This is a genomic window from Actinoalloteichus hymeniacidonis (assembly GCF_014203365.1).
Taxonomy (GTDB): domain Bacteria; phylum Actinomycetota; class Actinomycetes; order Mycobacteriales; family Pseudonocardiaceae; genus Actinoalloteichus_A; species Actinoalloteichus_A hymeniacidonis.
In genome coordinates, this window is record NZ_JACHIS010000001.1 from 915,639 (window position 1) to 929,912 (window position 14,274).

Below are 14,274 nucleotides of genomic sequence, written 5' to 3' on the forward strand. Positions count from 1 at the left end.
AAGAACTCCCGCGCGACCCGGTCAGCCTAGACCGGCCGCTGATCAGCTCAGCGCGGTGTCCAGGATCTCCTTCTGCTCGACCTCGTGCACCTTGTTCGACCCGGCCGACGGCGCGGCCATGGCCCGCCGCGACACCCGCTTGAGGCCCGACAGCCGCTCAGGCAGCAGATCCGGCAGGTTCAGGCCGAGGAACGGCCACGCACCCTGGTTGGCGGGCTCCTCCTGGACCCAGCGGATGTCCTGCGCGTTGGGGTAGCGCTCCAGCGCCGCGGCCAGCTTGCGCCGGGGCACCGGGTAGAGCTGCTCCATCCGCAGGATCGCCGTGTCGGTGATGCCCCGCTTGAGCCGCTCGGCGTTGAGCTCGTAGGAGATCTTGCCGCTGCACAGCAGGACCTTCGTCACCGCGCTCGGGTCCTTCACCGTCGGGTCGTCCAACACCGACTGGAACTTGCTGCCGGGGGTGAAGTCCGCGACCTCGCTGACCGCGGCCTTCAACCGCAGCAGCTGCTTGGGCGTGAAGACCACCAACGGCCGGTTGACGCCGTCCAGGGCGTGCCGACGCAGCAGGTGGAAGTAGTTCGCGGGCGTCGAGGGCATCGACACCGTCATCGAACCCTCGGCGCAGAGCTGCAGGAACCGCTCGATCCGACCCGAGGTGTGGTCGGGGCCCTGACCCTCGTGGCCGTGCGGCAGCAGCAGCACCACGTCGGAACGCTGCCCCCACTTGGCCTCACCGGAGGAGATGAACTCGTCGATGATCGGCTGCGCACCGTTGACGAAGTCGCCGAACTGCGCCTCCCAGAGGACCAGCGCCTCCGGGTTGGCCACCGAGTAGCCGTACTCGAAGCCCAGGGCCGCGAACTCCGACAGCGCGGAGTCGTAGGTCATGAACCGGGCCTGGTCATCGCCCAGGTTCTGCAACGGCGTGTACTCGGCGCCGCTCTTCTTGTCGATGACCACGGCGTGCCGCTGCACGAAGGTGCCCCGGCGGGAGTCCTGACCGGAGAGCCGAACCAGCCTGCCCTCCATGGTCAGCGAGCCCAAGGCCAGCAACTCGGCGAAGGCCCAGTCGATCGAACCCTCCCGCGCCATCTTCGCGCGCCGCTCCAGCACCGGCTTCACCCTCGGGTGCGGGGTGAAGCCCTCCGGCAGCTCGGTGTGCGCGTCGGCGATCCGGATGATCGTCTCCGCAGGCACCGCGGTGTCCAACTTGGTGGGCACCAGCTGCTCGGACTCCACCGAGGGGCTCGGCGCCGGTGGGTGCTTCTCGAGTTCGCGAACCTCGTTGAAGACGTATTCGAGCTGGCTGGCGTAATCGCGCAGCGCCTTCTCCGCGTCCTCGACCGAGATGTCGCCACGACCGATCAGCGACTCCGTGTACGTCTTACGCACGCTGCGCATGGTGTCGATGACGCTGTACATCTTCGGCTGGGTCATCGACGGGTCGTCGCCCTCGTTGTGACCACGGCGCCGGTAGCAGACCATGTCGATCACGACGTCCTTGCCGAACGCCTGGCGGTACTCCACGGCCAGCTTCGCGGCCCACACACACGCCTCGGGGTCGTCGCCGTTGACGTGGAACACGGGTGCACCGATCATCTTCGCGACGTCGGTGGAGTACTGGCTGGACCGGGAGTGCTCCGGTGCGGTGGTGAAGCCGACCTGGTTGTTGATGATCACGTGCAGCGTGCCGCCGGTGCGGTAGCCGCGCAGCAGCGACAGGTTCAGGGTCTCGGCCACCACGCCTTGACCCGCGAAGGCGGCGTCGCCGTGCAGCAGGACGGGGAGCACGGTGAAGCCGTTCTCGCCCTTGTCGATCATGTCCTGCTTGGCGCGCACGATGCCTTCCAGCACCGGGTTCACCGCTTCGAGGTGCGAGGGGTTCGAGGTCAGCGACACCGTGGTCTCGCCGTCGCCGAACATCCGGAAGTACTTGCCCTCGGCGCCCAGGTGGTACTTCACGTCGCCCGAGCCGTGCGCCTGTCCCGGGTCGAGGTTGCCCTCGAACTCGCGGAAGATCTGCGCGATGGGCTTGCCGACCACGTTGGCCAGGACGTTCAGCCTGCCTCGGTGCGGCATGCCGATGACGACCTCGTCCAACTCGTGCTCGGAGGCCTTGTCCAACACCGCGTCCAGCAGCGGGATGACCGTCTCGCTGCCTTCCAGCGAGAACCGCTTCTGACCGACGTACTTGGTCTGCAGGAAGGTCTCGAAGGCCTCGGCGGCGTTGAGCTTGGACAGGATGTACTTCTGCTCTGCCGCGTCGGGATGCCGGTGCGGCACCTCGACGAGCTTCTGCAGCCACTCCCGCTCGTCGGGCTCAAGGATGTGCATGTACTCCACGCCGAGCGTGCGGCAGTAGGAGTCTCGCAGCACACCGAGCACGTCCCGCAGCTTCATCCGCTCGCTGCCCGCGAAACCGCCGACCGGGAACTCCCGATCCAGGTCCCACAAGGTCAGACCGTGCGACAGGATGTCCAGGTCCGGGTGCCTGCGCTGCCGGTAGTTCAGCGGGTCGGTGTTGGCCATCAGGTGGCCACGGGTCCGGTAGGCGTCGATCAGCTCCAACACCCTGGCCGTCTTGTCGACCGCGCCCTCGGGGATGTCGCTGACCCAGCGGACCGGCTCGTAGGGCAGCCGCAACGACGTGAAGATGTCGTCGTAGAAGCCGTCCTCACCGAGCAGGAGCTGGTGGACCCGGCGCAGGAAGTCACCGGACTCGGCGCCCTGGATGACCCGGTGGTCGTAGGTGGAGGTCAGCGTCATGATCTTGCTGATGCCCAGCTTGACCAGGGCCTTCTCGCTGCTGCCCTGGAACTCGGCCGGGTACTCCATGGCCCCGACGCCCACGATCGTGCCCTGACCGGCCGTCAACCTGGGCACCGAGTGGTTGGTGCCGATGGTGCCGGGGTTGGTCAGCGAGATGGTGGTGCCCGAGAAGTCGTCCGCCGTGAGCTTGCCGGTCCTGGCCTTGCGGATGATGTCCTCGTAGGCCTGCCAGAACTGCAGGAAGCTGGTCCCCTCGCACTTCTTGATGGAGGCGACCACCAGCGAACGCGAGCCGTCCTTGCCGGGAAGGTCGATCGCCAGGCCCAGGTTGACGTGCTCCGGCGTCACCATCGTCGGCTTGCCGTTGGTCTCGGCGTAGAAGCGGTTCATCCCCGGGAAGCTCTCCAGCGCCCGGACGATCGCGTAGCCGATGAGGTGCGTGAAGGAGACCTTCCCGCCGCGCGTCCGCTTCAGGTGATTGTTGATCACGATGCGGTTGTCGAACAGCAACTTGGCGGGCACGGCCCGCACACTCGTCGCCGTCGGCACCGTGAGCGACTGCTCCATGTTCTTGGCGATCGCGGCAGCGGCGCCCCGCAGCGGCTTGCGCTGCTCGCCCTCCGGCTTGTCCGCCGTGTCGGTGTGCCGGACCGGTGTCTTGGTCGCGGCCTTCTGCGGCGAGGGCTTGCTGGTGGCCGGCTGCGGCGTCGCTGCCGAGGGGGTCGCCGTCGGGGAGGTCACGGTGCTCGTCTTCTGTGAGTCGGTGGTCGAGGTGCTCTTCTTCGGCGCGGACGCAGCGGGCGCGGTCGTCGCGCCCTGTTCTCGCTGTCCGTTCCGCTGGGGGGACGTGGCCTGCTGATCGGCCTTCGTCTGGGTGGTCGTACCCGTCGATGAGGAGGTCCCGCCGACCTGCTGCCCGACTGATTCCTTGCCGTCTCGACCCGAACGGTGCGTGGGCTTGTAGTCGGCGAAGAAGTCGTGCCATGCGGGGTCTACTGATGACGGGTTGGTGAGGAACTGTTCGTACATCTCCTCGACCAGCCACTCGTTAGGGCCGAACTGTGACGCAGGGGTGCTGCTGGACACGGCTCCCGTTCGCCTCGCTCCGTCTGCTAGGGGTTATTGAGACACTTCTCCTAGGCTAATCCTCCCAAAGATGTGGTTGTTACAAGACTGGTGCCTGCACCCGACGACTCCGTCACAGGATCGATCACTGTATCGATTCTGTCGTTCCGTTGCCGCTCGTCGCCGTTGGGCCCGGCGTGTCGGCGGCGCGATCGGCCGCCCACAGGCCCGCATATCGGCCGCCCTGGGCGAGCAGCTCTCGGTGCGTGCCGCTCTCGACGATGCGGCCCTGATCGAAGACGAAGATCCGATCCGCCTTGGCTGCGGTGGCCAGTCGATGTGCCACGACGAAGGTGGTCCTGCTCGCCGCCAGCCGATCATCGGCCGCATGCACGATCGCCTCGGTCGCCGGGTCCAGCGCCGCCGTCGCCTCGTCCAGAAGCAACAGATCCGGCTCGACGAGTTCGGTCCTGGCCAGTGAGACCAGCTGCCGCTGACCTGCGGAGAGGTTGTTCCCTCGCTCTCCCACCTGTTGACGGAAACCCTGCGGAAGACCGCCGATCATCGGCAACGCGCCCACCGCACGCGCAGCGGACTCGATCTCGGCCGGACCCGCATCGGGCCTGCCGTAACCGATGTTGTCGGCGACCGTCCCGCTGAACAGATGCGGCTCCTGCGGAACGACGCCGAGGTGCCTGCGGTAATCGACGACGCCGTGCTCGCGGATGTCCACGCCGTCGACCCGGATCACGCCCTCCTCGGTCTGATAGAAGCGCCCGAGCAGCTTGACCAGCGTCGACTTCCCCGCGCCGGTGGCACCGACCAGGGCCACCCGCTCGCCTGCACCCACCCGCAGGGACACATCCGCCAGGGCCTTGCGCTGGGCGCCGGGATAGCTGAAGCCCACCTCGACGAACTCCACCTCGCCGCGCAGCCGGGACGGCACCGGCAGCGGCACGGCTGGTTCCGGGACCGAGGGCGGCGTCCGCAGCAGGTCACGGATCCGTCGGAGGCCGACCTTGGCCTGCTGATAGTTGTCGAAGACGGTGGAGAGCTGCTGCACCGGGCCGAACAGCAACCGCAGGTAGAGCAGGAAGGCCAACAGCACGCCGGGGCTGGTCGAGCCCGACGCCAGGGCGAACGCGCCCACCCCCAGCACGGCGATCTGCGCGACGTCCGAGAGCAGTGCGACGAACGGGAAGAAGATCGAGATATAACGCTGAGCCCGCAGTCGGATGCGCCGATAGTTCTCGCTGCGTGCGGCGAAATTCGCCGCCGAACGTGCCTCCCGGCTGAACGCCTGGGCGACCCGGACCCCGGACACATTCTCCTGCAGATCCGCGTTGACCAGGCTCACCTGCTCTCTGGCCTGCGTATATGCCGCCGAGGACAACCGCTGGAAGATCATCGTCGCGATCACCAACACCGGCAGCGGCGCCAATGCCACCAAGGCCAACGGCACATCGGTGATCAACAGGGCCCCGACGATGCCGAATAGTGTGAGCAGACTCACCACGGCATTGGCCAGTCCGGTCTGCAGGAAGTGCGACAGCGCATCGACGTCCGTCGTCATCCGGGTCATGATCCGACCGGCCTGCTCGCGCTCGTAGTAGTCCAGCCCGAGCCGTTGGAGATGGGAGAACGTGCGTACCCGCAGTAGGTAGAGCAGCGTCTCGCCCGCCTTGGCGGCCACCACGGTCTGCCAGGCCACCGTCAGCCAGGAGACGACGACGATCAGCACCCCGCCGACCGTCGCCCACTGCAGGGCCGTCGCGGCCCCGCCGGAGACTCCTGCGTCGATCCCGTAACGGAACAGGCTGGGCAACGCCACCGAGGCGATCGCATCGAGGCTCACCAGCAGAATCGCCAAGGCCAGCGGCCAACGCACCAGCCGGAGCAACTTGCGCAGCCGGAAATTCGGGTCCGGTGCCGTCGGGTCCTCGTCGTGCAGTCGAGGCCGGTCCAGCGCGGGTGGCAGCCGGTCCACCTGGGCGAGCAACTCCGGCGTGGGCACCATCCCGCCGAACAGCGAGGAGGAACCACCGGCGGCGCGCATCCCGGCACCGCCCGAGGACACGCCACGTCGGTCGTTGCCCATCCCCGCCGATGCGGAGACGCGCTGTCGGTCATCGAAAGCCAGCCCGTTGTCTGCGACCTCCGGCCACAGTGCAGCCGTGACGGCGGGCTCGGCGCCGTTCTCGCCGGGCGCGCTGCTGCCCGGGGAATCGATCGCATCCCCATGTGCCAACAACGCCCGGAACAGCGGGCAGCGGTCGAGCAACTCCGCCTCGGTGCCCACATCGATCACCCGACCGCGATCCAACACGGCGATCCGATCGGCCAGCGCGAGAGTCGATCGGCGGTGTGCGATCAACAGCGTCGTGCGGTCCTGGGTCACCGATTGCAGCGTGTCGTGGATCGCGGCCTCGGTCACCGCATCGACCGCCGAGGTCGCATCGTCGAGCAACAACACCCGAGGGTCGGTCAACAGCGCTCTGGCCAGTGCGATGCGCTGTCGCTGGCCGCCCGAGAGCGACAGGCCGCGTTCGCCGACCCGGGTGTCGTAGCCGTCGGGGAGCCGCTCGATGAAGTCCGCGGCCTCCGCAGCGACTGCGGCGGCCCGAATCTCCGCATCGGTGGCATCGGGACGGCCATAGGCCAGGTTGGCCCGCACGGTGTCGGAGAACAGGAACGCCTCCTCGAACACCACCCCGATCGCCCCGCGCAGCGAGGTCGTCCGGAGCTCGCGCACGTCCTGCTCGGCGCCCGGCGGCCCCAATCGGACCGCGCCGCCATGGACGTCGTAGAACCGGGGCAACAACAGCGAGATCGTCGACTTGCCGGAGCCTGCCGGTCCGACCACCGCCAGCGTCTCACCGGGCTCGATGCGTAGGGAGACGCCATCCAACACCGGATCGTCGCGGGTATAGCCGAATCGGACGTCCACCAGCTCCACGGCCACCGGGCCCTCGGGCAGCTCGACGGCATCCTCGGCCTCGGCGACCTCGGGTTGCGAGTCGATCAACTCGTACACCCGCTCCACCCCGGCCCTGGCCAGCTGCGCGCTGACCAACAGGCTGGACAGCATTCGGGCGGGCCCGACCAGGCCGACCATGTAGGTGGTGAACGCCAGGAAGGTGCCCAGACTGATGCTGCCGTTCATCGCCAACCAACCGCCGACCCCGAGGACGCCCACCTGACCGAGTGAGGGAAGCGCGGCGAGGGTGGCGGCCGGACGCGAGGTCAGGCGGGCCGCGCGGAGCCGGTCACCGAACAGTTTGCGGGCGGTGTTCTCCAGGGTGGCGACCTCGCGGTGCTCCTGCCCGAAGCTCTTCACCACCCGGACCCCGGTGACGGTCTCCTCGACCTGCTGGGCCACCTCGGATGCCCGCTGCTGCGCCACCCAGGTGGCCGGATAGAGCACCCGCTTGGTGCGCAGCGACTCGATGAACACCAACGGAAGGACCACCAGCGCCAACACCGTCAGCAGTGGGGAGAGCCAGAGCATCACACCGAGGGAGACGACGGCGAAGACCAGCGAGCCGGTCGCCAACGGGACCATCGACAGCAGGGAGTTGACCAGCTGGAGGTCGGAGATCGCTCGGGAGGCGATCTGTCCGGTGCGGACGCTGTCCTGCTTGCCCCCGTCGAAGCGGGTGACCGAGGCGAACACCGCCTGCCGGAGATCGTGCTGCACGTTCAGCGCCAGCCGACCGGCCTCGTAGCGCCGGACGAAGGCCGTCCCGAAGCGCAGCAGACCGAGCGCGGCCATCACACCGAGGATCAGCCACAGGCCGTCCGTTCGGCCCGCCACCGCCCCATCGACGGCCTCCCTGGTCAACAGGGGGATGAGGGCTTCCAGTCCTACGCCGACGACCGAGGCGATGAAGGACAACAGGACGGTGCGGCGATGCACCCAGCAGGCGGCCGACAACCTGTGGAGCCAGCCTTGCTGCGACTTTTCCGATTCGGCTGTTGCTTCGGTGTGGTGGGGGGAGCGAAGGGGCACCGAGCCAGGCTATGTCCGGGCGAGTCGGTGCCCCGCCACCCACTCAGGTGATGTCGCGCTTGTTGTTGGCCAACCAGCCTGCCGCGACGAAGATCGCGGTCCACAACAAGAAGACCAGCGCGGAGATCAACCACTGATCCGACATGTCCGTGAACATCGACATCTCCGGAGCTTCTGCGGAGAGCTGGTCGATGGTCACGCCGACCGAGTCCAGGAACGGCTGTAGCCCCAGGGTGACCGCCAAACCGAGCAGCGCGGCCGAGGCCGAACCACCGGGCAGATAGTCGGCCGCGTTCTCGACACCCATCTCGGCGAACAGCTGGGCGATCAGACCCTCACCGATCAGGACGAGCAATACCAGGGTGAGCACCACACCCGCCTGGTTGCTGATCAAGGCCCCGAGTCCCAACCCGAGAATGGTCCACAAGCTCATCACGACCACGGCGACCAGGCTGAGCAACAGCCAGCTACCGATGTCGGGGAAGCTGGTGAAACTCGCGCCGATACCCGCGCCGAGCGAGCCGAGGATCACCGAGACGAGCCCGTAGAGGGCGCCGATCGCGGCGTAGGAGACGACCTTCGCGCCGAGGACGCTGCTACGCGAGTCCGAGACCAGGAACGTGGTGGTGATCGTCTTGTGCCGGGCCTCGCCCGCCATCCCGAGCGCGCCGAAGATCCCCGCGAAGATCCCGGCCGCGACCAGGCCTGCGGCGAAGGTCAGTGTCGTCAGCAGGCTGGTGAAACTGCCGATCGACTCCATCTCGGACTCGGGGATCTCGGTGTTGACCGCAGTTCCGAACATGTTCCCGACCGTGCCGCCGAGCAACGCGAGCAGGAAGCAGAACAGCCCGGCCGGGATCAGCAGCGCCCACCACAGGTTGGTGCTGAAGATCTTGCGGAATTCGGACTTGATGAGCCTGTTCATCAGTGGTTCCCCCCGGTCCCGGGCTGTCCCTGGTTGCCGGGCGGTTGGTTGTACGGGTTGGACGGCGGCGCTCCGCCCTGCGGGTAGCCAACCTGCGGGTAGCCACCCTGTGGCGGGCCCTGTGGTGGGTAGCCACCCTGCTGCGGGCCACCCTGCTGCTGGTACGGGTTCTGCGCGGGGAAACCACCGGATCCCGGCGGCGGACCCCAGCCCGGCGGCGGTTGCTGCTGGTGTTGCTGCTGGCCGAAGCCCGGTGCGCCGACGTACTGGCCGCTGGTCATCTCGAGGAAGAGCGACTCGAGGTCGACGTGCTCCTCCTGGATCCCGTACACCGGGGCGCCCGCCTTCGCGGCGATCTCGGCGACCTGCTTGGTGGTGACGGCGCCGATCGCCAGTCGCCCGTCCGGAGTGCTCTCGATGTTCTGGTGGCCCGCTTCGCGCAACGCACCCACGAGCTTGTTCGCCTCGTCGGTCTGCACCAGGACCCGGCTGGGTCGCTGGGCACGCAGCTGGTCGAGCGAACCGTGGTACATCGACTGACCCCGGCTGATGATCACGACCTGGTCGACGGTCTGCTCGACCTCACGCAGCAGGTGACTCGAGATCAGCACCGTCCGGCCGCGCGAGGCGAAGTCCCGGAGGAAGCCACGCAACCACGCGATGCCCTCGGGGTCGAGGCCGTTCGACGGCTCGTCGAGGACCAGCACCTGCGGGTCGCCCAGCAGTGCCGTGGCCAAGGCGAGGCGTTGCCGCATACCGAGCGAGAAGCCCTTGGGCTTGCGTCTGCCCGCCTCGTAGAGACCGACCAGGCCGAGCACCTCGTTGACGACGCGGTCGGGCGCCCCGATCGCGGCGGCGAAGCTGCGCAGGTGGTTGTAGGCGGACCGCGTCGGATGGAAACTCTGCGCCTCCAATACGGCGCCGACCACCCTGGCTGGATTGCCGAGCTGATCGAAGCGGCGGCCGTTGATGGTCGCCTGGCCCGTAGTGGGATGCACCAATCCGAGCAGCATGCGAAGCGTGGTGGTCTTCCCGGACCCATTCGGGCCGAGGAAGCCGGTGACGGTGCCTGGCTCCACGGTGAAGCCCAGGTTCTGTACCGCTGTGACCGGCCCGAACTGTTTGGTCAGGCCTTGCACAACGATTCGGCCGGTGCCGTCGTGCACATGTCCTCCCCTGACGTAGGGATGTCAAGGGGCCATCCTGCCTCATCGATGAGACGGGCATCGCACGCTTGGTGGTAAAGGCGGATCGCCGTTCCTCGATGTTCGGGTGTCATCGACGCACGATTCATCGATGCGACGCTCGCCGCCGGTCAGGGCCTACTCGGCGGTGTCCTGCGGTTGAACTGGGCCTGTTGTTCCACGACCGTTCGCCGCTGGCCTGCATCCGAGGCAGGTCCGTCGCCCGGCGCTGCCGGTCGAACGACCTTGCCCGTCGGCTTGCGGACGACCGGCGCTGCCGCGTGTGGTGCCTTCGACGCGGGCCGAGGCCGGTCGGCGACCGGGGTCTCACCGTCGAACGAGGTCTCGTCGACCGGGAGAGGCGGGACCACGGTGCCCGTGACCTCGGTGACGCCTGGAGCGGGTGGTCCGCCGGCCGCAGTCCCGGCCCGGCGCCTGCCACTCCGCGAGCCTGCCTCGACGGTGGCCGAGCCTCGGGTCCAGGGGAAGACGAATCGGCCTGCGGCCCGACGCCGGTTGCGAGGCGCCTCGCCATCGCCGATCAGATGCCGGTGCGCCAGCATCCAGACGTTGCACGGCCAGCGTCGGCGCCGCCAACCGGACGGGCACGCCCGGCACCGGCCGTCCCCATCGGGTTGGTGCACGGTGAGCAGCAGCCGCCAGCCGTCGGCCAACCGTTGTAGCTCGGCGCGGGCCAACGGCAGCAGGGCGTCGGAATCCTCGCGGTTCGCGGCCTGATCGAGGTGGGTGAGCCGCGCGAGCACCGCGTGTCGCAGGGCCTTGTCGGCTGCGGTCATGGGCGTCGGTTCCCCGCCGTCCGGGCCGCCCGGTCCAGGGTGCTGCGCAGGCGTCGGGTCTGCCTGGCGGAGAGCACCGCGCCCGCTCCCGGCGGCGGCACGACGGCCACCTCGCCGTCGTCGACGAGCACGGTGACGGAGCGGTCGCGGCCGAAGGGATCGTGACAGGCGACCCACCAGGCCCGATCGTCGTCCGCCCGAACGTCGGCGGGTTCGAGGGCGCTCGCGGTCGCGATGCCGGTCGCCACCTCGTCGGTGGTCGTCGACTCCTGCGGCGTCGCAGGAGTCGGAATCGATGGTGAGGAAGCGTGTCGCTCAGTTGAGTTGTCCACCACATCCATCGTCGGGACATCGGCTGCGACACGCAGCGACTTCACCCCTACGCGGGAAAGTTCACCCATTTGACGTAGTCGTTCTGGGCTGAACGGGGCTTTCTAGACCGAGATCACAAATTCGATCGCCACCAGCTCGGTTTTCGGCCGTACATAGGCTTAGACTGATGGCGGCGGCTCGCTCCCGGTGACCCCCAGGCTGGTTGAGCGAGCCGCCCCTAGCGTCTGACGCCGACGCTGATCTCGTCAGTCTCCGACGACCTCGCCGACATCGACGTAGTCCATCGAATGTGCCTGGCCCACCGCCGCATTGACCAGCGTCCCCTGGTGCACGTTGAGCCCGCCCGCCAGTGAGCGATCCGAGGCACAGGCCGCCCGCCAGCCCCGGTCGGCCAGTTTCGTCACATAGGGCAGTGTCACGTTCGTGAGCGCGTGTGTGGAGGTGTGTGGAACCGCGCCCGGCATGTTCGTCACGCAGTAGAAGAGCGAGTCATGTACCCGGAACGTCGGGTCATCGTGGCTGGTGGGGCGCGAGTCGGCGAAACAGCCGCCCTGGTCGATGGAGATGTCCACCAGGACCGAGCCCGGACGCATCCTGGCCACCAGTTCGTTGTCGATGAGCTTCGGGGCCCGGGCGCCCGGCACCAACACCGCGCCGATGACGAGATCGGCCTCCACGACGGCCTGTTCGATCGTGTAGCTGTTGGCCGTGATGGTGCGCATCGTGCCGCCGTGGATCCCGTCGATCTCTCTGAGCCGGGCGACGTTGGTGTCCAGCAGCTCGACGTCGGCGCGGAGACCGACCGCGATGGTTGCGGCATTGAGCCCCGCGACACCACCGCCGATGACGACCACCCGCGCGGGTGCCACCCCCGGCACGCCGCTGGGCAGGATGCCCCGCCCGCCTGCCGGGCGCAGCAGCGAGTTGATGCCCACCATGGGCGCCAGCCTGCCCGCGACCTCCGACATGGGCGCCAGCAACGGCAGCGTCCGATCCTCGGTCTGCACCGTCTCGTAGGCGATGCCGGTGACACCGGAGGCCAGTACCGCCTCGGTCAGCGCTCGGTCACCCGCGAGATGGAGATAGGTGAACAACACCTGTTCGGAGCGCAACCTCGGATACTCCTCGGGAAGCGGCTCCTTCACCTTCAGTACCAGGTCGCCCTCGGCCCACACGGCCTCCGGCGAGTCGACGATCTTGGCGCCTGCGGTGGCGTAGTCGGCGTCGGAGATCCCCGAACCGACGCCTGCCCCGCTCTCCACCAGCACCTCGTGGCCTCGACCGGTGAGTTCGTTGACGCCTGCGGGTGTGAGGGCGACCCGGTATTCGTGATTCTTGATCTCGCGGGGTACGGCGATCCGCATAGCTGGTTCCCTCCACTGGTGAGCAGGCGAACTGATCGGCGGGTCCGCCCTCGTGGGAGTCACGATGCTGTCTGGCGCGCGTGCCTGTCATCGTTCCCGTGGCACGTCGGATCGGTGATCCGTTAGTCCTGCGCGGACAACGGACCGATCCCGGGGCGGGCCCAACGCCGGATCGTGAGCTGCATCAGCAGGGCTAATCGCACATCCGGGTCAGTCAGATCGAGATCGATCACCGCCTGGAGTCGTTTGAGTCGATAGCGCAGGGTGTTGGGATGAATCCCGAGCTCCGACCCGGCCGTCCTCGGGTCACCGGGGTGCCGCAACCAGGCGAACAGGGTGGGCACGTGCTGGGTGCCGTGTCGGGTGTCGTGGGCCGCCAACACGGCCAACGGGCCGAGATCGGTGAGATCTGCCCGAGCCGCTGTCGAGGCGAGTCGATGCAGGGACACCGCAGGCCACACCTCCTCCCACACCGCGACGACACCGGGCAACAACTCGGACCGCAACAGACCCAGCAGCTCGGCGGCCTGTTCCCTGGACCGAGGCAGCTCGCCCGGCTCTACCGGGGTGCCCACCGTGAAGGCGATCGAGTCCGAGTCGGCGGTATTCACCGGGAGAGCGCGTAACGCGGCCCGCCCGTCGGCGCCCGCCTGCACCACGGCGTAGAGCACCCCGCTCGATTCGGCGACCACGGGCGAGCGTCCGATCCCCCTGGCCACCTGCTCCTTCAGCGCCAGCCAGCTGCCCTCCGACTCCGGCGTGGTCGCCGGGAACCGGGGAGCGATCGCCACGACCCGATACCGACCCGAATCGCAACCCAACTCAGCGGCGGCCGCCTGCCAGCCCTCGCCGCCGTGTAACAACAGTCGCACCCGTTCCTGATGTCGGGCCGCCTCGGCATCCACGGTGGCCCGCCAGCGCAACAGACGCAGCGCCACCACCGGCCCGGCGTCGGCGAAGGCCAGGGCCCGTTCCGGGATGACCGGGTCCGGAACCACGGCCCACATCGACCCGAGCAGCTCGCCGCCCATCCGGATCGGCACGATCAGCCGAGGAAGGGTGCCATCCGGCTGCGCGGGCTCGAAGATCGCACTCTGCCCACGACTGAGCTTGCGGAACACTCCGCGCGACCGGAATCGCGCCAGCACATCGTGGGGTACGCGGCGACCCATGATGGTGTCGACCCTGGCCTGGTCCGTCCGGTCCTGCCGCGCCGAATACGCCACGACCCGCGACTGGGCGTCCTCGATGGTCACCGGCGCATCCACCACCGCCGCCACCGCATCGGCCAGCGTGAACAGATCGCCCGTCGCCGCCCCATGATCACCCCGACCATCGGCCGCCTCGGAGTCCGCCAGCATCGCCGCGTCCAGAACGGTGCGGAGCAGCCAGGTGATCTGCGCCCAGCCCGCCTCCGGTGACACCTCCACCAACGCGGTGCCCAACCGTTCGGCCAGCTCGCGCAGCTCCGGCTCCCGCGTGAAGGGCGGTTTGAGCAGCACCCCGGCGCCCTGTTGCTGGGCGCAGAGCTTGATCAGGTCGGCCGCATGCTCGGTCCTCGTCACCGCCACCCCCAGGACCAACTCGCCCGGGGCGGGCAGGTGCAGACTCGTCCCCTCCGCGATGGCGATGTCCACGACCTGACTGCCCAGCCCCGTGGCGGAGCGCACCCGCAGCAGGGTGGAGCTCATCCGATCCACCACCCCCGACACCGTGACCATCCGGCCTCCCGCGTTGCCGCCCGTGCCGCGTCCGCCCCGTTGCGGACCGGTCATCGGGTTGTTCCTCGGTGGTCGGGCGCATACCCGTCGACCCTCGTGCTGTGCGT

8 protein-coding genes are annotated in these 14,274 nt (G+C 68.4%); all 8 read right to left on the bottom strand.

Features of this window, described 5'->3' with window-relative positions; genetic code table 11:
• Window positions 1-42 precede the first annotated feature (42 nt).
• The 8 genes from BKA25_RS04220 to BKA25_RS04255 all read right to left on the bottom strand — a co-directional run bounded on the left by BKA25_RS04220 (window position 43) and on the right by BKA25_RS04255 (window position 14,167).
• A complete protein-coding gene (locus BKA25_RS04220; protein ID WP_084643369.1) occupies window positions 43-3,855 on the bottom strand; it encodes a multifunctional oxoglutarate decarboxylase/oxoglutarate dehydrogenase thiamine pyrophosphate-binding subunit/dihydrolipoyllysine-residue succinyltransferase subunit in 3,813 nt (1,270 codons plus the stop codon).
• A gap of 124 nt (window positions 3,856-3,979) precedes the next feature.
• On the bottom strand, window positions 3,980-7,843 hold the full coding sequence (locus BKA25_RS04225) for an ABC transporter ATP-binding protein (protein WP_084643368.1): 3,864 nt from the start codon (window positions 7,841-7,843) through the stop codon (window positions 3,980-3,982).
• Window positions 7,844-7,886: 43 nt separating this feature from the next.
• Entirely contained in the window at window positions 7,887-8,768 is an 882-nt protein-coding gene (locus BKA25_RS04230; protein WP_069851934.1) for an ABC transporter permease subunit, read from the bottom strand.
• Complete coding sequence (locus BKA25_RS04235) at window positions 8,768-9,934, bottom strand: ABC transporter ATP-binding protein (protein ID WP_069851932.1); 1,167 nt, start codon at window positions 9,932-9,934, stop codon at window positions 8,768-8,770. Before BKA25_RS04235 ends, BKA25_RS04230 begins: the two co-directional genes overlap by 1 nt.
• Before the next feature lie 149 nt (window positions 9,935-10,083).
• The gene (locus BKA25_RS04240; protein WP_069851930.1) at window positions 10,084-10,749 is read right to left on the bottom strand and encodes a hypothetical protein; all 666 of its coding nucleotides are present in this window, start codon (window positions 10,747-10,749) and stop codon (window positions 10,084-10,086) included.
• Window positions 10,746-11,081, bottom strand: a complete 336-nt coding sequence (locus BKA25_RS04245; protein ID WP_157421259.1) for a hypothetical protein — start codon at window positions 11,079-11,081, stop codon at window positions 10,746-10,748. The genes BKA25_RS04240 and BKA25_RS04245 overlap by 4 nt, the downstream gene beginning before the upstream one ends.
• Window positions 11,082-11,327: 246 nt before the next feature.
• Complete coding sequence (gene ald, locus BKA25_RS04250; RefSeq protein ID WP_069851928.1) at window positions 11,328-12,446, bottom strand: alanine dehydrogenase; 1,119 nt, start codon at window positions 12,444-12,446, stop codon at window positions 11,328-11,330.
• 122 nt (window positions 12,447-12,568) lie between these two features.
• Complete coding sequence (locus tag BKA25_RS04255; RefSeq protein WP_069854046.1) at window positions 12,569-14,167, bottom strand: helix-turn-helix domain-containing protein; 1,599 nt, start codon at window positions 14,165-14,167, stop codon at window positions 12,569-12,571.
• Window positions 14,168-14,274 lie beyond the last annotated feature (107 nt).